Annotated in this window: 12 protein-coding genes, 1 pseudogene and 1 CRISPR repeat array; of the genes and pseudogenes, 5 read left to right on the forward strand and 8 right to left on the reverse strand. The window is 62.3% G+C overall.

The annotated features are described in order from the left end of the window. Window positions 1-13: 13 nt before the first annotated feature. From IPJ87_10320 to obgE, 7 genes are all read right to left on the reverse strand, one after another. Complete coding sequence (locus IPJ87_10320) at window positions 14-1387, reverse strand: OmpA family protein (protein MBK7942248.1); 1374 nt, start codon at window positions 1385-1387, stop codon at window positions 14-16. 51 nt (window positions 1388-1438) lie between these two features. Further along, window positions 1439-3421 carry an IgGFc-binding protein gene (locus IPJ87_10325; protein ID MBK7942249.1) on the reverse strand — a complete coding sequence of 661 codons (1983 nt, stop codon included), beginning with the start codon at window positions 3419-3421 and terminating at the stop codon, window positions 1439-1441. A gap of 158 nt (window positions 3422-3579) precedes the next feature. Next, window positions 3580-3984 carry a hypothetical protein gene (locus tag IPJ87_10330; protein MBK7942250.1) on the reverse strand — a complete coding sequence of 135 codons (405 nt, stop codon included), beginning with the start codon at window positions 3982-3984 and terminating at the stop codon, window positions 3580-3582. A gap of 78 nt (window positions 3985-4062) precedes the next feature. Next, entirely contained in the window at window positions 4063-5715 is a 1653-nt protein-coding gene (locus IPJ87_10335) for an alkaline phosphatase family protein (protein ID MBK7942251.1), read from the reverse strand. Next, window positions 5712-6080 carry a CrcB family protein gene (locus tag IPJ87_10340; protein MBK7942252.1) on the reverse strand — a complete coding sequence of 123 codons (369 nt, stop codon included), beginning with the start codon at window positions 6078-6080 and terminating at the stop codon, window positions 5712-5714. The genes IPJ87_10335 and IPJ87_10340 overlap by 4 nt, the downstream gene beginning before the upstream one ends. Then, complete coding sequence (locus tag IPJ87_10345; protein MBK7942253.1) at window positions 6077-6667, reverse strand: phosphatase PAP2 family protein; 591 nt, start codon at window positions 6665-6667, stop codon at window positions 6077-6079. Before IPJ87_10345 ends, IPJ87_10340 begins: the two co-directional genes overlap by 4 nt. Before the next feature lie 2 nt (window positions 6668-6669). Continuing rightward, window positions 6670-7692, reverse strand: a complete 1023-nt coding sequence (obgE, locus tag IPJ87_10350) for a GTPase ObgE (protein ID MBK7942254.1) — start codon at window positions 7690-7692, stop codon at window positions 6670-6672. Between the two features lie 519 nt (window positions 7693-8211). On the opposite strand from obgE, the gene IPJ87_10355 reads away from it, so the two are divergent. The 4 genes from IPJ87_10355 to IPJ87_10370 all read left to right on the forward strand — a co-directional run bounded on the left by IPJ87_10355 (window position 8212) and on the right by IPJ87_10370 (window position 19180). Further along, on the forward strand, window positions 8212-12597 hold the full coding sequence (locus tag IPJ87_10355; protein ID MBK7942255.1) for a hypothetical protein: 4386 nt from the start codon (window positions 8212-8214) through the stop codon (window positions 12595-12597). Continuing rightward, window positions 12594-13520 carry a type II CRISPR-associated endonuclease Cas1 gene (gene cas1, locus IPJ87_10360; protein ID MBK7942256.1) on the forward strand — a complete coding sequence of 309 codons (927 nt, stop codon included), beginning with the start codon at window positions 12594-12596 and terminating at the stop codon, window positions 13518-13520. Before IPJ87_10355 ends, cas1 begins: the two co-directional genes overlap by 4 nt. Further along, the gene (cas2, locus tag IPJ87_10365) at window positions 13507-13848 is read left to right on the forward strand and encodes a CRISPR-associated endonuclease Cas2 (GenBank protein MBK7942257.1); all 342 of its coding nucleotides are present in this window, start codon (window positions 13507-13509) and stop codon (window positions 13846-13848) included. The genes cas1 and cas2 overlap by 14 nt, the downstream gene beginning before the upstream one ends. Before the next feature lie 1787 nt (window positions 13849-15635). Beyond that, window positions 15636-17915: direct repeats of the CRISPR family, unit length 47 nt; unit sequence GCTGTGTAGGTCTTCGGTCAAAGAGCGATCTGAAAGCTACTCACAGC. A 287-nt stretch (window positions 17916-18202) separates the two neighbouring features. Beyond that, window positions 18203-19180 (forward strand): hypothetical protein, encoded by a 978-nt coding sequence (locus IPJ87_10370; protein MBK7942258.1) that lies wholly within the window; start codon window positions 18203-18205, stop codon window positions 19178-19180. On the opposite strand, the pseudogene IPJ87_10375 reads toward IPJ87_10370, so the two are convergent. Continuing rightward, a pseudogene (locus IPJ87_10375) lies at window positions 19153-20179 on the reverse strand (IS630 family transposase). The gene IPJ87_10370 and the pseudogene IPJ87_10375 sit on opposite strands and share 28 nt — an antisense overlap. A 158-nt stretch (window positions 20180-20337) precedes the next feature. On the opposite strand from IPJ87_10375, the gene IPJ87_10380 reads away from it, so the two are divergent. Then, window positions 20338-21639: a T9SS type A sorting domain-containing protein gene (locus IPJ87_10380; GenBank protein MBK7942259.1), complete on the forward strand. Its 1302-nt coding sequence runs from the start codon at window positions 20338-20340 to the stop codon at window positions 21637-21639. Window positions 21640-21712: the final 73 nt, after the last annotated feature.

A 21712-nucleotide genomic window follows, 5' to 3' on the forward strand; every position in this document is an offset into this window, starting at 1 on the left:
CGGGCCTCCGGGCTCACTCGGTGAGCCACTCGATCTCCACGCGACGTTCGCTGGGATCGCGGCCCAGGCTGCGGCTGTCGCCGTAGTAGTTCACCATCAGCCGTTCGGCGGCGATGCCCCGGGCCAGCAGGTAGTCGCGCACGGCCCGGGCACGCTGCTCGCTCAAGGTGAGGTTGAGCGCGGGATCGCCGCTGCGGTCCGTGTACCCGGTGATCAGCACGCGGTCCTTCGGCGAGCGCGCGAGCTGCTCGAACACCTCGTTGAGCATGATGCGCTGTTCGGGGCCCAGGTCGGCGCCGTTGCGCGGGAAGCGCACGGTGAGCTCCTCGCCCGTGAGGGTGCTGAGGTTGGCGAGCGGGTTGTCCGTGCGTGGTGCGGCCGTGTCCTCCTCACGCAGGTCATCCACCTGCCCCTGCATGTCGTCCAGTCGCCCCTCGATGTCGTCCATGCGGTCGCGCAGGGTCCACAGCTCCCGGCGCTGGTCCATGCGGTCGATGCGGTCGTGGATGGCATCGAGCTCCGCCTTCAACCAGCGGTCGCGCTTGCGGATGCGGGGCTGTTCCGCGGCGACCTCCGGAGTTCCTGCCGGTCCGGCCTCGCGCGCGGCCGTCAGCTCCAGCGCGGGCTCGAACGCCCCTGCACCGTCAGCGGCCAGGGTGAGGTCCAGCGCGCAGAGGAAGTTCTCCTGATCGAACACGGTGCCGCACACCGAGGGCACCTGGACGCTGGTGCGCGGATCGTCCGCCCGGCCGCCCAGCACGATCACGGACGACAGATCGAGCAGGTCGGCACGCAGCTGGCGCTCCAGTTCATCCCGTTGCATCCGCACGAAGCGGTAGATGGCCAGGTAGCGGTCGCCGTCACCGCCGGCATCGATGGGCAGCGTGGCCTGGCTCCAGTCCAGTTGCAGCAGCCGGCCGAGCTGGTCGCGCGTGGGGCTGCCCAAACCGGGGAAGAGGTCGGCGGCCTGGAAGGCCACGGCGGCGGTGCGGGCCATGGCCTCGATGCGGTCGGCGATCAGCGCGGGTGGCAGATCAGCGCTCACGCCGGTGCGGGTGAAGCGGACGTGCTGATCGAGGAAAGCGCCGATGCCGGCCTCCACCAGGCGGTCCAGGTGCAGCTGGCCGGCGGCATCGCGGTCGGTGGGGGCGAAGCCGAAGGCCGGATCCGCGGTGTTCGTCAGGAAGCGCCAGGTGGCGTGGAAGACGGGCGCTGGGGCCAGGCTGTCGGTGGACACGCCGCGCACCTCCACCAGGGACGCATCGGCCTGCACGCGCAGCACCAGGTCCTGACCGTTGAGCACGACAGGAGCCAGCAACAGGGGAAGAAGGAAGGCGCGCATCGCTCCGAAGGCGTGAAAGTAGCCCCGTGCGGAGGCGGTGCTCACCGCTACGGCGGACAAGATGCCCACACGGCGATCAACAGCGGATCGTCGGCCTCACTCCATGACCAACTGGCGAAGCGCGATCCAGTTCCCATGATAGAGCAGCCGGAGGACGTGAACACCGGTCTCCTTCACCGGAACGTGGATCGTTCCCTGGCCGCGGACCATGCCCCGCACTTCGAGCAGTTGACCGATCGAGGAGTAGAGCTGGACCTCCTCCACGCCGAAAGTGGGATCGTCGATCCGAACATGTTGCCCTTCCGCATGGATCCCAAGTCCCGCTGGAAGCTGTGCGGCCACAGCGACGCTCAACACGAGGTGGTCCGCCGAGACCGATGTGCAGCCGCTCGAGCTGGTCACTTCCAGATGGTATGTTCCATTCACGACGGGCACGTACGTCCGGGCCGTGGCCCCGGGGATCGGGGAACCGCTCAGGTACCACTGATAGGAGTGACCGGAAGGCCCTGTCAGCACGCCGAGGCTGTCCGTGATGGTCGCCGGGGGATTCAACGCGATCTGGTACTGGTAGGACCCGCAACTGCCGCTATCTCCTGTGAGGACCGCATAGGTGACCGGACCCGTTGCGGGCACGATGATCGTGGGCCCGATCGCCAGGGTATCATCCGGGGAGGCGGTATCCACCCAGTAGGGATCCTGGATCCCCAATGGCGCGTGCAGCGTAATGGTGGCGCCAGCATCCGCACAGATCACCTCCTCACCCGCCTCCCCGAACACGCCGGAGGTGTTCATGGCGTAGGCATAGCTGTTCGCCTGGCCGAACCCGAAGGCATAAGCCGTGAAGCCACCGGAACAGGCGATGACGTGGTTCGCCACGCTGATGGGCCGCGAGGTATGGACCGACCCGGGACATGCACTGAACGGGCTGAAGTCGCCCGCAGCGATGGGCACTCCGTCGAGGGTGAGGTCGCCGATGTTGGCGCTATCCACAATGATGTTCACCTGGTGGTTGCCGATGGTCCCTATGCTCCACGGTCTGAACTCGATCCGCTGGACCTTCCTGTCGGCGGGGGTCAGGTGGATCAGCGATGGATCGCCCGCACCCACGCACTGGAAGCCCTGCATGAATTGTGCGGCGAGGAAGGGCCGGTCGCCACTCACACAGATCGCGGACGCCACGTTCACCGAATCCCGCCACTCCCCGGCATTCAGATGGAATGGGGCGTTGTTGTTCACGGTGATCGCGGTGCTGTCCTCCACGGCCAGGATCCGATAGGTATAGGCGGTTGTTCCGGTGAAGGGCACCATGTGATAGGTGCTGCCCCAAAGCCTGGATGGCCACATCTGCTCGACCAGATGATCGCAGGCCATACAGCCTACCGGCACATTGGCGCAGACCGCACCAGCGAACACGGCGATGGGCTTGCATGCGCCGCCTCCGGCCACGACCCTGATCTTGGTGCCGGTAAGGTCGTCGGTGCCCGTGGCCGCCTTCACGGGGTATAGATCACCCGCATTCAGCATCACGGTAAAGGGAACGTTGGCCGGTCGCCCCCCAAGTGTGGGCACGCTGGGGGTGATCTCCACCTCAGTGCTATCCGATGTGGGCACGATCGACAATGCGCTCATATAGCCAGCAGCTGTTACCCCTCGATAGCTGAGCACGCGGTAATCGGTGCCCAGTGCCTCCGTGGGCATGATGGCGGTCGCATCGGCGGAATATCCCGGAACGGTCAATGTGTTCAAGACCGTGACGGACACCGGATCATCGGCCACCACATGGAGGCCCATGGGCATGGTGACCTCGCTGCCTGTTGGCATCGCCTGGGCATAGCTTAGGAAGTAGGTGGTCGGGCTGCCGGCGTTCACCACGAACGACCAGGAAAGCCCCGAAGCGGGGATGGAGAGCGTGGCGTTGGTGGTGACGGACGAGCCCACGTCCACCAACAGGTTCCCGGATGAAGGGACGGTCTCCAGGAAGCCGAACCAGAAGTCGCGCGCCTCGGTGGATGGCAGGACCTGCGAACGAGTGGTCGTTGCCGCGCCCAGCAGGACCAGGATCGATGTGATGAACCTCATGCGTAAGTTGTTCAGGAACGTGCGATCGGACCGATCCCCCCTCCCCTGACCAGGTCGCTGACCGGAGGCTCGTTCGCTCCGAAGGCGTGAACATAGCCCCGTGCGCAGGCGGCGCCCACCGCTACGGCGGACAAGATGCCCACATGGCGATCAACAGCTCACGTCCGGGGCTCGTGCACCGGGGCCCAGCGCACCACCCAGTCGGCGGCGTCCTCCAGGTCGGTGCACACGCGGAAGGGAAAGGAGGGCCGGTTGAAGCGCAGGAAGAACTCGGCCTGCAGGCGATCGCTGCGGTCGGTGGCCAGGAAGGCGACGGGGCGGCCCCTGAGGCGGCTGCACCGCACCAGCAGGGTGCGGGCCTCGGGCGCCACGCGCACCAGCTCTCGCAGCTCCACCACCAGAGGCATATGCCCGCCGGGGTCCATGGCCTGGGCCAGGCGCAGCAGGTCGCGCATCTCGCGCAGCTCCACGCGGGTGCGGGCTTTCAAGCGGACCCGCAGCACGCCCTCCTCACGCCACAGCTCATAGGGGGCCACCTCGAACCCGATCAACTCATCGCTCACGGCGCCGAATGTATCCGACGAACGGATCCGTACAACGGGTGGAGCGGCCCGGGATATCCTCCAACGGCTGTGTACAGCTCAGGGGGCCAGCACCTCCGGGACCGGCTGCCCGCTGCACGCGTCGGGGAAGGCGGTGCCCAACAGCACGGCCACCGTGGGCGCGATGTCGGTGATGGAGGTCCGGCGGACGACCTCCCCCGGTCGGATCCCTTGGCCGAAGAAGAGGATGGGCACGTGGGTGTCGTAGGTCCAGGGGCTGCCGTGGGTGGTGCCGCGTCCGTCGGACCAGTCCTCCCGTTCAAAGTAGCCGGGTCGCAGGGCGTAACAGACATCGCCGCTCCGGGCGGGCATGAAGCCGCGTTGGATCATGGCGCGCACCCCGTCCGGATAGGCCAGGCGGACCAGGTCGTCCGCGGTGAGCGCCTCGGCCACGAGCGTGTCGGCCAGCAAGGCCTCGGCCGCCAGGCGCCGCATCGCAGCGGGATCGGCCTTCCGGGCCGCGAGCAGCGAGTCGTTCAGCCAGACCTGGTCGTTCATCATGCGGCGCACCCAGTCGCCATCGCCATGGCGGGCGGCGATGGAGCGCTCGATCGCGGCCTCCAGTCGTGCGGTCGGCACGTAGCCCGCGCTTCCCTTCAGCTCGCGCAGGTAGGCGGGCACGTCCACGACACCGTGGTCGGCGGTGAGGAAGACGGTGTACCGGCCCGCACCCACCCGCTCGTCCAGGGCCTTCAGCAGGCGGGCCAGCTCGCGGTCCAGCCGCAGGTACATGTCCTCGATCTCCAGGGCCCGCGGCCCCATGCGGTGGCCCAGCAGGTCGGGCGAACTGTAGCTCACGGCCAGCAGGTCGGGGATGGCATCGCGGCCCAGCTCCTCCCCGTCCACCGCCGCCAGCGCCGCATCGGTGAGCAGGGTGTTGCCGGCGGGCACATAGCCGATGAGGCCGGTGTTCGCGCCGTTGCCCGACAGTGCGGCGAGGTCCTGTGGTAGCGTGGCGGAGGCCGCGCCCGAGAGCGGGATCTCGTACGGGTTGTCGTCCGGCAGGGCCTGGTGGTAGCGCTCGCGCGGCAGCAACAGGTCCCAGGTGCCCTTCAGGTAGCTGGCCGCGAGGCGGCGCGCGTTGAAGGCGGCCATCCATCCGGGCAGCGAGTCGGCGTACCACCGGCTGGTGACGAAGGCTCCATCGGCACCGCCCGCGAACCAGAAGGCCGCATCGCCTGTGCGGCCGATGGGCAGGATGGCGCCGCGGTCCTTGATGGAAAGCCCCACGGTACGGCTGCGGCCCCCGGTGCGGCGCTCCAGTTCATCAGCGATGGTGGTGGCCAGCAGGTTCAGCGGCGAACGGGCGGCCCCGCCGGAGGCCCCCACCACCGAGGCCTCCGCGTCCTCGGCGCAATAGCGCACGTGCCCCGAGGCGCGGTCCACCAGCTCGTTGCCGGTGATCCCGTGGTGAGAAGGTGATGTGCCGGTGTACACGCTGGCATGGCCGGGCCCGGTCACCGTGGGCATGTAGGGGAAGTGCGCGTTCCGCAGGAAGGCCCCCTCCCCCACCAGCCGCTTGAAGCCGCCCTCACCGAAGTTGTCCCAGTAGCGGTAGATGAAGTCCGCACGCATCTGGTCCACCACGATGCCCACCACCAGCTTGGGCGGAGCCTGCCAGGAAGGCTGGGCGGCCAGGGAGATGGCGGATGGCAGCAGGAGCAGGGACAGGGAGCGTGTGGCGGTCGTCATGCGGAGCGGGCGATCAGGTGGAAGAGCGCGATGCCGGCCACGACGCTGATGGCGATGTTGGCGGCCACCAGCAGGTGCTGTCCTTCGCGCAGCAGCAGGAAGTTCTCGTAGCTGAAGGTGCTGAAGGTGCTGAAGCCGCCGCAGAAGCCGGCGGCGACGAAGGCCTTGAGCGCATCGCGGCCCTCGAGCTGGGGTTGTAGACGCAGCACCAGCCACGCCAGCAGGGCGGTGGCCAGCAGATTGGCGGCCAGGGTGGACCAGGGGAAGGCACCGCGCAGACCCAAGGCGAGCACCGCACGGCTCACCCCGAAGCGCGCCATGCTGCCAAGGCCACCACCGAGGAAGACCGCCAGCCAGAGGTTCATGCCGTGGGCTGTTGAGCCGTTGCGCGCCACCGCAGCACGCTCCGAAAGATGGTGAAGAAGAGCGCACCGACCGCCGCGCCGTAGAGCCCGCCCACGAGCACGTCGCCCGGGTAGTGCACGCCAAGGTGGATGCGGCTGTAGGCCACGAAGGCGGCCCAGCCCAGGAGCGCACCGCCGGCCCACGCCGGTCGTCCCTGCAGAGCGCGGGCCACGAACGCGGCGATGGCGAAGTGGTTGCTGGCGTGCGACGACACGAAGCCGAAGCGTCCGCCGCAATGACCGTCCACCAGATGCACCAGTCCCTGCAAGGCCGGCTCGTGGCAGGGGCGCAGGCGCTGCACGGTGTTCTTGAAGAGCACCACGCTGCCGCTGTCGCTGCACAGGATCATGAGGGCGATGACGGGCAGGCACCAGGCGAAGGCCACCCAGCCGTAGCGGCGTTGCAGCAGCACCAGCAGCAGGGCGTACACCGGGAACCAGGTGGGCATGGCCGAGGCCAGCACCATCACATCGTCCGCCCAGGGGGCGTGCGCCCCGTTGATCGCCAGGAAGGCCGCGCGGTCGAGCTCGTCGAGGCGCTGGATCATGTTCACACGCTCCACTCGGGGAATTCGGTGCGCTGCGCCACCGGGCGGTGCAGCAGCGTCCACAGCTTGTCCTTCAGCTCGTCCAGCCCCAGGCCCGCCACGCTGCTGATCAGCACGCTGTCCACATCGGAGGGCAGCTCGCGGCGCATCTCCTCCATCATCCCGCTGTCCAGCATATCGCACTTGGTGACGGCGAGCAGGCGGTCCTTGTCGAGCAGTTCGGGGCTGTACTCCTTGAGCTCGTTCAGCAGCACCTGGTAGTCGTGGCGGATGTCGCTGCTGTCGGCGGGGATCATGAAGAGCAGCACGCTGTTGCGTTCGATGTGGCGCAGGAAGCGCAGGCCGAGCCCGCGTCCTTCGTGGGCCCCTTCGATGATGCCGGGGATGTCGGCCATCACGAAGCTCTTGTGGTCCCGATAGGGCACGATGCCCAGGTTGGGCGTCAGGGTGGTGAAGGCGTAGTCGGCGATCTTGGGCTTGGCGGCGGTGATGGCGGCCAGCAGGGTGCTCTTGCCTGCGTTGGGGAGGCCCACCAGGCCCACGTCGGCCAGCACCTTCAGCTCCATGGCCACCCACTGGCTGATGCCGGGTTCGCCGGGCTGGGCGAAGCGCGGGGTCTGGTTGGTGCTGGTCTTGAAGTGCTGGTTGCCCAGGCCGCCGCGGCCACCGGACAGCAGCACCACCTCCTGCCCATCGTTCATCACCTCGGCCATCACCTCCTCGGTGTCGCCGTGGCGCACCACGGTGCCCAGAGGCACCTCGATCACCACATCGCGGCCGGCCTTGCCGCTGCACTGGTTGGCGCCGCCGCTCTCGCCGTCACCGGCGATCACGTGCTTGGTGTAGCGCAGGTGCAGCAGCGTCCACAGCTGGGCGTTGCCGCGCAGGATCACATGGCCGCCCCGGCCGCCGTCGCCGCCGCTGGGGCCGCCCTTGGGGATGTACTTCTCGCGGCGCAGGTGGCGCGAGCCGGCGCCGCCCTTGCCGCTGCGGCACTCGATGCGGATGTGGTCGATGAAGTTCACGGCGGCGCAAAGGTCGGCAACGGCGGAGGAAGGTGATGGGGAGGACCAGAGGCAGCCCTTCCCAGGGTGGGCGTTGTGATAGGGGTTCAGGTCAGCCGGTTGACCAAGGGGCACGGCGCCCAGCGGCACCAACGGCGAAGCGCCCACCTCGCCCGTACGTCGAACCACCTTGCGGCCGATTCTTCCGGAATCGCTGTGAGCGCCTCTAGGCCGCCGAAGATAGGGCGGTCATCGTTAAAAAGCCGGTACACCGCAACAAGCAGCACCGGAAGGGCGGCGCCACCGAGCCTGCCGGGACAGCGGTTAGGCCGGTGGCAAGGGTGGACGGATGAATGTGCGGATGCCCCGATCACGCACAACTCAGGACCGACGATGCGGCAGCCTCTGTGAAACACCAAGCCCACCTTTATGGGGTGGGCCTGATGAACTGACACTAGGGTCTTATGCTAATGTCACAACGGGATTACCCTTATTGTGAGTAGCTTCAGATCGATGCGAATATATCGCATCTTAGCAACTATGGAGCAGAAAAAAATAAGCCTCGGCCTGGACCTTGGTGTTAACACCATCGGTTGGGCATTGGTGGAACGCGATGAGGCCAACGGCACCGGCCGCATCATCGACATGGGCGTGCGTGTCATTCCCATGGACAAGTCTTCACGCGATGCCTTCAGGCAAGGCAAGGGACTGAGTCAGGCACAGCAGCGGCGCATGTACCGCAGCGCCCGCCGCAACAACCAACGATACAAGATGCGCCGCGACAAGCTGGTGCTGGTGCTCGATGCGCTGGGCTGGATGCCGGACGACATCGGCTACAGCATCACAGAGCGCAAGCCGGGCACACCACAGGTGAGCATTCTGCCCTTAAAACGGAATGAAGACTACCGCGAACGGGAGAAAGGGGAAGCGAAGCGAGAGCACACCGCCATGCGCGTGTACGAATTGCGCGCCAACGGCCGCAAGCGACCCTACACGAACGGCAAGGAACTCGGCCGCGTGCTCTACCTCTTGAACCAATGGCGCGGCTACCAGGACATAGGGCTGCTGAACGAGGAAGAGGCGAAGAAGGAGAAGGAACTGGCCAAGGCACACGAGCACCCCATCGCCAACCTGAAGATCCTGGACACCACCGCGACCGAGGAGGTCTTCCGATCCAAGGGCAAGAAGAGCAAGAACGACCGATACATCTGGGAAGTGAAGGTGGAAGGCCGTACCGAGCGGTTCTGGACCGTGATGAAGTGCAAGTGGTGGAAAGACAAGACCATGGACTTCCAGACCATCGCGAAGGAGGATGGCTCCATTGAACTGCGGCTATCGGGCCAGACGAAATGGGCGAAGACGCTAGATGCGAACGAAAAGGAATTGACTGACAGCGGCCAACTGATCGGCGAGAAGCTGTACGCGGTGCTGTCGAAACAGGGACAAGACCGTTACGCACCTCGCTTGGAAGAAAAGCGCTACAAGCGCGAGCGCTACAAGCAGGAGTTCAAAGCCATCTGGGAATACCAGGCGACCGCACCAGGCTGGGCCAGATGGATGAACGACTGCCCGGCGGACAAACTGGAGACGATCGCCAAACGGCTCTACCCGAAGAACACCATCAAACAGGCTGAGTTGGTGAAGAAGGGCCTGCTGCACATCATCCGCGATGAGGTGATCTACTACCAGCGGCCACTGAAGAAGCCGCAACGGCAACTGTTCTGTCCGAAGGAAACACCCGTTGACCTTGGCGATGGCAAGCAACGCAAGCATCGTCCCGCGCCCAAGAGCCATCCGCTGTACCAGGAGTATCGCCTATGGCAGCAGGTGAACAACATGGGCGTGAAGAGCATCGGGCAGCAGAAGGTGGACATGACCGAGCAGCACCGCGTGGATCTGTTCGAATTCCTCGCGAAGCAGAAGAAGGCCGAACCGAAGGACGTGCTGAAAAAAGTCTTCGAGCTTGACCCGGAGCGCTACGAGTTGAGCATGGAAGACGTGGACACGGACCGCACGCTGACCACGTTAAGACCGGCCGCGAAACAAGCCAGCACCAAGGCGGACAAGGCATTGGCGCGCGTACTGGCCAACCCTTACGAGAACAACACTGACCATGCACTCTACTGTCAACTCTGGCACCTGCTCCATACCGCCGAAACCGGAAAGGGAAAACTGAAGGTGCTCACCGGGCGCAACGCGACATTGGTCAGAGACAAGAATGCGGCAGCCGATGATCTGCTGAGCTCCGACTTCATTGCCGCACTCTGCAAAGAGCACTTCGAGAAAGGCTATGCCGCCTACAGCCAGCGCGCGCTGGCGAAGGTGGTGCCGCTCATGCGCCGGGGCAAATACTTCCGGGTGGAGGACATCCAACCGGAAGTGCGCGAACGGATCGAGAAGATCATTGCCAAGAAGGAAGACGATACCATCGAAGCCCGCACCCGCGAGAAGTTCAAGGACCTGGCAAGCGTTGCGGACTTCGGCGGTTTGATGGCGCCGGATGCCCTCGAACTCGTGTATGGCAGCCACACGCCACCGGAGAAAGAGCGCGTGTGGAAGACACCTGCGGACGTGAAGTTGCTCGAACGCGGCAAACTGCGCCAGCCCGTGGTGGAAGGCGTGATCAACGAAGCCCTGCTCGTGGCACGCGACCTATGGAAAGCGCAGCAGGATGCAAGCAAGAACCCGGAATGGAAGTTCGATGAAGTGGTGGTGGAATTCGCGCGCGACCTGAAGAACAGCGCCAAGGAGCGGCAGAAGCTGCACGACCGCAGCAAAGGGAATCGCGAGAAGAACGACAAGGCGCGTGAACAGGTCCGTGAACTCCTGGGCCGCGAAGCACGGCTGGGTGAGATCGAGCGCTACAACCTATGGCTTGACCAAGGCAAGAAGTGCATATACAGCCGAGAGACCATCCATTGCAAGGAACTCTTCGGACCCAAGTACGAGATCGACCACATCGTTCCGAAAAGCCGCCGATTCGACGACAGCTACGCGAACAAGGTGCTTTGCCTGGCGCTATTGAACAAGGACAAGGACAACGACCTGCCACTGGTTTGGTTCGGTCGCCATTCACAGTACAACCGGAGCACGCTCGATCAATTCAAAACCGACGCCGAGGAGATCAAAGACAAAGGCAAACGTGCCCGACTTCTCGCAGAGAAGATCGAGGACGGCCACATCGAGCGCCAGATGAAGCAAACCCAGTACATCGTGCGCGGTACGGTGGAGCAACTGGGCAACCTGGTGGGCAGCGCCAACGTGCGCAGCACCAGCGGGGGCATCACCGGGCATTTGCGCGGCGAATGGGACCTGGATGCCATCCTGCGCGAAGCCAACCTGTGGCGCTTCGAGCGGCTGGAGAAGATCCTCCACCAGCGGCTTGGCGCGCCACTAAAACTTATCCACGAAGAGAATGGGCGCAAGATCATCAGTGGCTGGAGCAAACGCATCGACCACCGGAACCACTCGCTCGATGCGCTGGTGGTGGCCTGCACGCGACCGCAGCACATCAAGTGGCTGAACACCCTTAACCGACTACGCGACGACGACCCAGCGGAGTACCAACGCTTGCGCACCGACCTGATCGAGCGCAAAAAGGAGAAGAACCGCATGAAGGCCCCATGGGATGGCTTCTGGAAGGAAGCCCAGGAAGCCTTCGCAGGGATCATCACCAGCATCAAGGTGCCCGGTGACCCCGTGGTGAAGAAGACCGCCAAATACCGCGTGGCCGATCACCGGCCGGGCAAGGAGGGAAAACAGCGGTGGAAGTCGCAGCCCAGGCATGTGGCCGTGCTGGACGAACTGCACCTGCAACCGGACGGCTGGATCTGGCGGCATGTGCACAAGCCCGCCTATGATGTGCTCAGCCTGCTGAAAGGTCTGGACCCCGAAGCCATCCGATCTCAGCTTCTTGCGCGCATGCCCGCCAAAGCTGAGCGTGAGGCCCTGCTCACCCTGCTCGAAGACAACCAATGGAACGTTGAGCAGTCCAGGAGCGCGCTGGGTAAACCCAAGAAAGGCAAGGCGCAGAAACTGGATGACGTGGTGTACAAGGAACGCTGGGTGGTGGCACGCAAACCGCTGATGAAGCTGAGCAAGACCGACATCCGAAACAACATGATCGTGGACAGCGCCATGCGCAAGCAGGTGCATGCCTGGCTGGAGAGGAAAGACATGACCCCAGAAGAGGCGTTCGACGAGGAGAACCTGCGGGAATTCAATGAGCACCGCAGCGACCAGAAACTCCCTTGGACATTGAAGGTACGGGTGTACGACAGCCTGCTCGACGATAATGCAAGTCGTGCCCTGCTCGCCCGAAAGAACAGCTACAACGAACGACTAACTGTAATGAAGAAGAAGAGTTACGGCGTGTTGCTAGGTGAAATGGGTGGCCAAAAGAAACGAACAGACACACGCATCAACTTATTTACGGCAGCCACTTCTAGGGTCAACGGTGGTACCACGGTGCCATTGCCGCCAACTGAGGCTGGTTACTTCCTACGGCTCAAACAGATGGTTGCGGTACTACCACCTGAGTTGTCCTGGAATGCATTTGTACAACTAGACCGCCGGCAACAAGCGGACTGGATCTATCGCTTCAGCAACCCCCAAGACCAACTCCAGTTCCAACCCCACTACTTCACAGACGAAATGACGGTGAAGGCTGATGACCACAAAGCGATCGCAAAGAACCTCAGCGAAGGAACCATGAAGGTCACAGGCACTGAGGAAGAGATAAAGGAGTACAAGAAACAGTTAGCGAAATTGAAGAAGCCCGGAATAGGCGAGTTCTACGAGGGGAAGGAAGGACACACACGTACTCTCGATAGTACACAAGTTGACATCACGAAGGCCTGTATACCGCTTGTGGTCGATCGCCTTGGCCGCATCATCGGCCCCAGCCTGTTGAACGGCAAGGCATGATCAAGAAAACGCTCTACTTCGGCAACCCGGCCTACCTCGGTTTGCGGCAGGCGCAACTCGCCATCCGACAGCCGGAAGCGCTGGACCCGAAGCGGGAGAAGGAGCGCACCATTCCCGTTGAGGACATCGGCGTGGTGGTGCTGGACCACCAGCAGATCACCATCACCCACGGTGCGCTGTGCGCCCTGAGCGAAGCCAACGTGGCCGTGATCACCTGCGGGCAGGACCACATGCCGTTGAGCCTGCAACTGAACCTGCACGGCCACCATGTGCAACAGGAGATATTCAGGCACCAGTTGGATAGCAGCCTACCCTTGCGCAAGAACTTATGGATGCAGGTGATCCAGGCCAAGATCCGCAACCAGGCCGCCGTACTGCGGCAGCAAGGAACCCCGGCCGAAGGCCTATTGGCCCTTGCACGCGAGGTGCGCAGCGGCGACCCGGACAATAATGAAGCACAGGCCGCAGCCGTGTACTGGAAGCGGATATTTCCTGAAGGCCTCGACTTCTTCCGCCACCGCGAAGGCAAGCCACCGAACAACCTGCTCAACTACGGCTATGCGATCCTGCGCGCGGTGGTCGGACGAAGCTTGGTCGCCAGCGGGCTGCTACCGACATTGGGGATCCACCATCACAACCGCTACAACGCATATTGCCTTGCTGATGATATGATGGAACCCTACCGCCCGTCCGTGGACGCGCTTGTAGCAGCATTGGTACGTGAAGGCGGCCGCGACCTGAGTGTCCTGTCCACGGATCTTAAAGGTCATCTACTTAAGGTGCCCACATTGGATGTGATGATGGACGGCGAAAGAAGCCCCTTGATGGTGGCCGTGCAACGCACCACCGCCAGCCTGGCACGTTGTTTCCAGGAGCAGGAGAAGCGCCTTATGCTACCCACACTGCCCGATGCGGGCCCATGAACGCCTAAACGCCTACCGCATCATGTGGGTCTTCGTCTTCTTCGATCTCCCCACCGAAACGAAGAAGGACCGGAAGAACTACGCTCGCTTCCGCAAGAACATTCAAGCGGACGGCTTCACCATGATGCAGTACAGCATCTATACCCGGCACTGCAACAGCCGAGAGAATGCCGAGGTGCATATGCGGCGGGTGAAGAACCTATTGCCACCAGCCGGGGAGGTCATCGTCTTCACCCTAACGGATAAGCAGTTCGGCATGATGGAGTTCTTCAGGGGCCGCAGATTGGCCGACCGACCAGACACGCCGCAGCAACTTGAACTCTTCTAGCTACAGGAAAAAGCGAGGGCACCTCAGGCCAGATGCCTTGGGTGCCCTTCACTTTTTCTCTCCTGACCAACCTTGCTCTTCCCCTTGTTTATCAGCCGATTACGGCACACTCTGCTGTGTAGGTCTTCGGTCAAAGAGCGATCTGAAAGCTACTCACAGCGCGTCGTTGCTGGCCGGTCCAGCGGCTGTGTAGGTCTTCGGTCAAAGAGCGAGCTACTCACAGCGTCGCAAGCGGGGCTTCCAGGCAAGGGCTACTCCACGGGGCCCGGCTGTGTAGGTCTTCGGTCAAAGAGCGATCTGAAAGCTACTCACAGCGGTGTACCCACACAACTGGATGGACCTGTGCTGGGTAGGTGTTCGGTCAAAGAGCGATCTGAAAGCTACTCACAGCGCCCGCTGATCGAGGCTGTGTAGGTCTTCGGTCAAAGAGCGATCTGAAAGCTACTCACAGCCGGCATTGTGACTTCATCGCGAAGGTGCGCTGTGTAGGTCTTCGGTCAAAGAGCGATCTGAAAGCTACTCACAGCCACTGGTGGCCGCGGCCGCTCCGGCGCGATGCTGTGTAGGTCTTCGGTCAAAGAGCGATCTGAAAGCTACTCACAGCTGATCTGCATCGGGATGATCGCCTCGTAGCGCTGTGTAGGTCTTCGGTCAAAGAGCGATCTGAAAGCTACTCACAGCGGGATTTGCATCGCAGCGTCGATCGCGACTGCTGTGTAGGTCTTCGGTCAAAGAGCGATCTGAAAGCTACTCACAGCGCGGGCAGGACTCGAACCTGCGGCCTCCGGGCTGTGTAGGTCTTCGGTCAAAGAGCGATCTGAAAGCTACTCACAGCAGGGCCCACGTGTGGTAATACTCGATCGTGGCTGTGTAGGTCTTCGGTCAAAGAGCGATCTGAAAGCTACTCACAGCCCATGGCCGTCCACACCTTGAACCGTAGGTGCTGTGTAGGTCTTCGGTCAAAGAGCGATCTGAAAGCTACTCACAGCGAAGCCCTCCGGCTGGAGGCCAACACGAAGCTGTGTAGGTCTTCGGTCAAAGAGCGATCTGAAAGCTACTCACAGCGGATCTCGCGGCGGTCCTCTACGGCCTGGTGCTGTGTAGGTCTTCGGTCAAAGAGCGATCTGAAAGCTACTCACAGCTGCCCGCGTGTTCGGGCCGGGGGTGGTGGTGCTGTGTAGGTCTTCGGTCAAAGAGCGATCTGAAAGCTACTCACAGCGCTGGAACTCCGGTCCTGTGCTTCGCTGTTGCTGTGTAGGTCTTCGGTCAAAGAGCGATCTGAAAGCTACTCACAGCTGGACGGCTAACGCCCAACGCCTAGAGCGAGCTGTGTAGGTCTTCGGTCAAAGAGCGATCTGAAAGCTACTCACAGCACATCCGGTACGAGGCGGGGATGTCGCTCTGCTGTGTAGGTCTTCGGTCAAAGAGCGATCTGAAAGCTACTCACAGCATCAGCGCGGATCCATTCTCCGACGAGAAGCTGTGTAGGTCTTCGGTCAAAGAGCGATCTGAAAGCTACTCACAGCATTTCTGATTCAGTAGTCGCGCCGGAGGCTGCTGTGTAGGTCTTCGGTCAAAGAGCGATCTGAAAGCTACTCACAGCAGGTGTTCCACCACTTCCACCCGCCATGCTGCTGTGTAGGTCTTCGGTCAAAGAGCGATCTGAAAGCTACTCACAGCAGGTGTTTGTTGTTCGTTGACGGACCTAATGCTGTGTAGGTCTTCGGTCAAAGAGCGATCTGAAAGCTACTCACAGCGCGCCTTGGCCCTCGCATAACGACGAAGCAGCTGTGTAGGTCTTCGGTCAAAGAGCGATCTGAAAGCTACTCACAGCAGCGGTCGATGATGGCCGCCCAGCCTGGGTGCTGTGTAGGTCTTCGGTCAAAGAGCGATCTGAAAGCTACTCACAGCTTCGCAGCCGTCACATTACAACAACACGCGGCTGTGTAGGTCTTCGGTCAAAGAGCGATCTGAAAGCTACTCACAGCACAGTCACGAAATGGACCGACTGCAACGCGGCTGTGTAGGTCTTCGGTCAAAGAGCGATCTGAAAGCTACTCACAGCTTCTCCAAAGCCCTGAAGCACAACTGAGCAGCTGTGTAGGTCTTCGGTCAAAGAGCGATCTGAAAGCTACTCACAGCCGTTACCGGTAGCCGCTCTTCCGCTTGTCAGCTGTGTAGGTCTTCGGTCAAAGAGCGATCTGAAAGCTACTCACAGCGCTCCACGTCGCAGCTCACGGTGGGCGCTTGCTGTGTAGGTCTTCGGTCAAAGAGCGATCTGAAAGCTACTCACAGCTCGGCATGCCGAAGTCCTGCAGGTGCAGCAGCTGTGTAGGTCTTCGGTCAAAGAGCGATCTGAAAGCTACTCACAGCAGATGAGGTGGCGCTGATACTCCCGGTGCCGCTGTGTAGGTCTTCGGTCAAAGAGCGATCTGAAAGCTACTCACAGCCGACACGGTGAGATCACCGAGCGTGTGGGTGCTGTGTAGGTCTTCGGTCAAAGAGCGATCTGAAAGCTACTCACAGCTGAAGTCACTGCTGGTGATGCCGATGCTGGGCTGTGTAGGTCTTCGGTCAAAGAGCGATCTGAAAGCTACTCACAGCTGCGGTAGTAGGTGGCCACGTCCTGGTCGGGCTGTGTAGGTCTTCGGTCAAAGAGCGATCTGAAAGCTACTCACAGCGCGTGGTGGTGTACGCATTGAACGCCGACAGCTGTGTAGGTCTTCGGTCAAAGAGCGATCTGAAAGCTACTCACAGCTGTTTTCATGATGCTACACGAATAACTGTGGCTGTGTAGGTCTTCGGTCAAAGAGCGATCTGAAAGCTACTCACAGCTATGCAAGAGCCAGGGTCCGCAAGCGGCCCGCTGTGTAGGTCTTCGGTCAAAGAGCGATCTGAAAGCTACTCACAGCTTGCGAAGGGAGGCTCGTACTCATCGCTCTGCTGTGTAGGTCTTCGGTCAAAGAGCGATCTGAAAGCTACTCACAGCAGTGTGCGGCCGGGTCAGCGGCGTTCTGCAGCTGTGTAGGTCTTCGGTCAAAGAGCGATCTGAAAGCTACTCACAGCAGTCCCACCCGAAGCGGGCGTTGGCAGTCCGCTGTGTAGGTCTTCGGTCAAAGAGCGATCTGAAAGCTACTCACAGCTGCCCGCGTGTCCGGGCCGGGGATGGGGTGGCTGTGTAGGTCTTCGGTCAAAGAGCGATCTGAAAGCTACTCACAGCGCAGGTTGCAGCCATCGCCAACGAGCAGCTGCTGTGTAGGTCTTCGGTCAAAGAGCGATCTGAAAGCTACTCACAGCTAGGATGTCAACCACAATAGTGCGAGCAACGCTGTGTAGGTCTTCGGTCAAAGAGCGATCTGAAAGCTACTCACAGCACTCCGGCAGCAGGCCGCTGTCATCCACCCGCTGTGTAGGTCTTCGGTCAAAGAGCGATCTGAAAGCTACTCACAGCGAACTGCTGCGTTACAAGCCCGCCGTACTTGCTGTGTAGGTCTTCGGTCAAAGAGCGATCTGAAAGCTACTCACAGCAAGTAAACCCACACAACCACACATGAAGACGCTGTGTAGGTCTTCGGTCAAAGAGCGATCTGAAAGCTACTCACAGCCGCGCGGGCGTTCGTCCTTCACCTTCCGCCGCTGTGTAGGTCTTCGGTCAAAGAGCGATCTGAAAGCTACTCACAGCCAGGGCTTGCCGCGAAAGAAGGGCGTGAACGCTGTGTAGGTCTTCGGTCAAAGAGCGATCTGAAAGCTACTCACAGCGGGAACCGACGAGGGCTATACCGCTCTCTTGCTGTGTAGGTCTTCGGTCAAAGAGCGATCTGAAAGCTACTCACAGCGTCCGGTGGTGGTGTCTACTTGCATGGTGCGCTGTGTAGGTCTTCGGTCAAAGAGCGATCTGAAAGCTACTCACAGCGGTCCTACGCGTGAACAAGGACCGAGGCGGGCTGTGTAGGTCTTCGGTCAAAGAGCGATCTGAAAGCTACTCACAGCAGTCGTGCCGGATCTGCTCCCAGGTGGCGCGCTGTGTAGGTCTTCTGTCAAAGAGCGATCTGAAAGCTACTCACAGCCGGAGCACATGAACGAACTGTCTTCGGATCCATTGGCACCTACCTTCCCCCTCGAAGCGCACAGGGTTGGACCCTCGGATGACGGGGTATGCGGCAGACGGGGCTTCGGGCCACGGAGAGAAGCCGAACGACTCTGGGCGCTTCGCCTTTGGGGGCCGGTGCACGTACTGCACACGATCCGCTCATCACTCTACTCCCCCACTCAGGCAGCCCTTCGCGGGGTGGCTCGTCATCAGCTTGGGTACCCCGCCCTTCACGCTCTGGTTCCTCACCAACCCCACCACGCCATGCGCTTCCACCTTCTCCTCCGCATCGCCTCCTTCATGCTGCTGCTGGTGGCCGCCCCCGCACGCGCCCAGGTCTTCATCCCCGACACGCTGGTGCGCGGCTGGCTGAACCAGAGCATCCCCGGCATCGTGGACGCCAACGGCATCATGGACACCACCCATGCGGGGATCGCGGGGTGCGATACGTTGAACTGGTACGCCAGCAACTTCACCACCGACAGTACCTGGATCGACCTCACCGGCGTGCAATACCTGGACTACCTGGAGGTACTGGCCGTTCGGCACATCGATCAGATCCCGGGATGGACCCGGATCAACCTGCCCGAATTGCCCCCCGTGCTGTCGGACCTGACCATTCAGTTCGGAATGGAACATGGTGTGATCCTTCTGCCCGATATGGACCAGCCTATGGCCAGGATCGCGATCAGCAGCTTCCCATCCGTAGCGCTTGACGTCACCTTCGGGTCGATCACGGATACGATCGGTTCGATCACGATCTGGAACCTGCACTCGTTCGCTTCAGGCAGCTTTTCCGGCTACGTGGAGGACCTGAAGCTGACCGAGCCGGAGGTTAATATGGATACGTTGGTCATCAGCTTCCCGGGTTGGTCCTGTGGCACGTTGGCCATCGAGGGATTCCCCTCCGTGATCGCCGCGGACCTGGCCAATATGTCGGCCAACAGGTTCGAGTTCCTCGATGGTGTGAAGATGGTGTTGAGCTGGCCCATGGCGGTCACCGACATCCATCTGGAGGGCACGTTCTGGGGCGTGATCCCCGCCTGGCCGACGACCTTGACGGACCTTCGGTGGGATGTGTTCAATGACGTGTGCATACCCTTGTTCCCGGATGCGTTGGAGCGGATCCAGATCATCGGTCAGAACGAGCTTTGTATTCCCAACCGTCCGGCAGCCTTGCAGCAGCTTACTGAGCCGGTGGTGAAGATCCGGTTTCATGCGGCATATCGAACATCGGGGTGACCGAAGTAGCTTTTGATGTGCTTGGGCTTCTTGGACACGCTTCGGTAATGGGCCAAGATGTTCTCAACGAGTTGCTCCTCGGTGCGCGGCGGCGGAGCGCTGGTCACGTTCTTCTTCAGGTCGGCATTGGCCACCTCCACGGGGTTGAGTTCGGGTGAGTAGCCCGGCATGAAGAACAGTTCGATGCGCTCCTTGTGCTTTTCCAGCCATGGGCGCAGGACTTTGGCATGATGCACCGGCAGGTTGTCCAGGATGAGGAACACCTTGCGCTTTGCCCTTTGATCAAACGTGCGAGGAAATCCTGGAAGATCTCCGCATCAAGGGCGCCCTTGAAGACCATCCACCGCATCTGGCCGCGATTGGTGATGGTGGAGATGATCGAACGGCCGAAGCGCTTGTTCAGCACACGCACCACCGGCGTCTTGCCACGCTTGGCGAAGCTCCGTCCACGCACATCATCATTGCGCAGGCCGGTCTCATCCCCCAATGGATGTCCGCGCCCTCCAATTCGGCCCTGCGCTTGATCGCCGGATAGACCTCTTCACGCCACTTGCGCACCAGTTCGGGCCGCTGTTCTGCTGCGCGGCGCATCGGCTTCTGTGCGCTGAAGCCCAACGGCTCAAGTAGTCGGTCATCGTGCGTTCGGGCAGCACTACGCCGAAGCGTTCTTTGATCAACAGCGCGATGGCCTTGCGTGACCACAGCGCATAGGGCACTTCAATTGTCGGGCATCTTGTCAGCGATCGCCGAAGTGTCTGCTTCTGCTGCTCTTGCGTCAGGATCATGCCGCGCCTTGCGGCCGCCCGCTGCGGCATACCTCAACGGCTCTCCATCCCCGCGCTGATAGCGTTGCCAAGCATCATTGGCCGCCGTCAGCCCAAGGCTGCACAGCGCGGAAGACTCTTTCAGCCCGCAACCTTGCAAGCGGCAGCGCACCGCCTGCCGCAATCGTTCGTTCAGCGCCTCATCGCTGAGGCTTCGCGCATCTGTTCGCTTCATGTCAAGCTCGATCCACAGATCGTGCCGATCGACCGCTTCTTTGTCACCGTCTCAGTAGTTGGCAGCATCTGTGGAACTATCCCGGGGATACGGTCTACTGCTCCATCCTCAATACCGATTGCCCGGGCATCGGCGCCGCCATCGCGGGTCGCCACGCGGTGGACGACAATGGCAACGGCCAACTGGACGCCGGCGAGCCCGCCTTTCCCTGGGGCCGCGTGCTCATCCAACCCATGAACGCCCTGGTGCCCGCCGGCGCCGACGGCTGGTGGGAGCGCGGCGCACAGCCCGGCACCTACACCATTGAACCCAACAGCACCTACCCCTACCTCTTCAGTTCAGCCCCAGCCCAGCACAGCGCCACCTTCACCGCGCTGGGCGAGGTGGACAGCACCAACCACTTCGCCCATACCCTGCTGCCCGGGGTGAACGACCTGCAGGTGGACGCCTTCGCCCCGCCACCGCGCCCGGGTTTCGACAACACGCTGCACCTCAGCTACCGCAACTACGGCACCACCGCCCTGCCCGCCACCCTGCAGCTGTCCGTGGACGCCGACCAGAGCTTCGTATCCAGCAGCCCCGCACCCACCACCCTGGTAGGCAACAGCGCCACCTGGGACCTCGGCACGCTCCCCTTGGGCGCCAGCGGCCAGGTGACCATCACCCTGCACACCGACGCCGCCGTGCCTCTGGGCACCCCCGTGCTGCACACCGCGGTGATCGATCCGGTGGCCGGTGACACGGTGCCTGCCGACAACACGACGTTGTGGACCGACACCGTGGTGGGCGCCTACGACCCCAACGACAAGCTACTGGACATCGCCGCCGCCACCCCCGCCGAGGTGCAGGCTGACGCCGTCATCCTCACCTACACCATCCGTTTCCAGAACACCGGCACCTACCCCGCCGAGCGCGTACTGATCCTGGACACCCTCAGCGACGACCTGCAGTGGAACAGCTTCGAGCTCCTGGCCAGCAGCCATCCCTGCCAGTGGTATATGATCGACGGCGTGCTCCACTTCCTGTTCGACCCCATCCTGCTGCCCGACAGCGGCAGCAACGAGCCCGCCAGCCATGGCTTCGTGCGCTTCCGCATGCGCCCCTCCACGCAGCTCACCCACGGCGAACAGGTGGACAACATCGCCCACATCGTCTTCGACTTCAACACGCCCATCGTCACCCCGCCCGCCATCTTCCGCGTGGACGTCAGCACCGGCGTGCATCAGCCGAAGGGGGCCGTCTTCACGGTGGTGCCCAACCCCACACGCGACCGGCTCTTGATCGCCGGCCTCACCGGTGCGGCCACCGTGCGCCTGCTGGACCTCAGCGGTCGGCTGTTGCGCACCCAGCGGGTGAACGCACCGGCCCTGCTGGACGTGGGCGACCTGGCCACCGGCACCTACCTGCTGGAGCTGCGCACCCCGGAGGCCATCGGCTCGGTGCGCTTTGTGAAGGAGTAGGCCGCAGCGTGTGATCGTGAACGGAGCACGATGGGAGACGCCATGTGCACATGAGCACATGGTCACGTGTGCA

The sequence above is a fragment of the Flavobacteriales bacterium genome, assembly GCA_016713875.1.
Lineage (GTDB): Bacteria > Bacteroidota > Bacteroidia > Flavobacteriales_F > PHOS-HE28 > PHOS-HE28.

Coding starts and splice junctions, on each gene's coding strand:
- IPJ87_10325 (MBK7942249.1), bottom strand. CDS start 3,421: ATGAGGTTCATCACATCGATCCTGGTCCTGCTGGGCGCGGCAACGACC.
- IPJ87_10335 (MBK7942251.1), bottom strand. CDS start 5,715: ATGACGACCGCCACACGCTCCCTGTCCCTGCTCCTGCTGCCATCCGCC.
- IPJ87_10340 (MBK7942252.1), bottom strand. CDS start 6,080: ATGAACCTCTGGCTGGCGGTCTTCCTCGGTGGTGGCCTTGGCAGCATG.
- IPJ87_10345 (MBK7942253.1), bottom strand. CDS start 6,667: ATGATCCAGCGCCTCGACGAGCTCGACCGCGCGGCCTTCCTGGCGATC.
- IPJ87_10355 (MBK7942255.1), top strand. CDS start 8,212: ATGGAGCAGAAAAAAATAAGCCTCGGCCTGGACCTTGGTGTTAACACC.
- cas1 (MBK7942256.1), top strand. CDS start 12,594: ATGATCAAGAAAACGCTCTACTTCGGCAACCCGGCCTACCTCGGTTTG.
- cas2 (MBK7942257.1), top strand. CDS start 13,507: ATGCGGGCCCATGAACGCCTAAACGCCTACCGCATCATGTGGGTCTTC.
- IPJ87_10370 (MBK7942258.1), top strand. CDS start 18,203: ATGCGCTTCCACCTTCTCCTCCGCATCGCCTCCTTCATGCTGCTGCTG.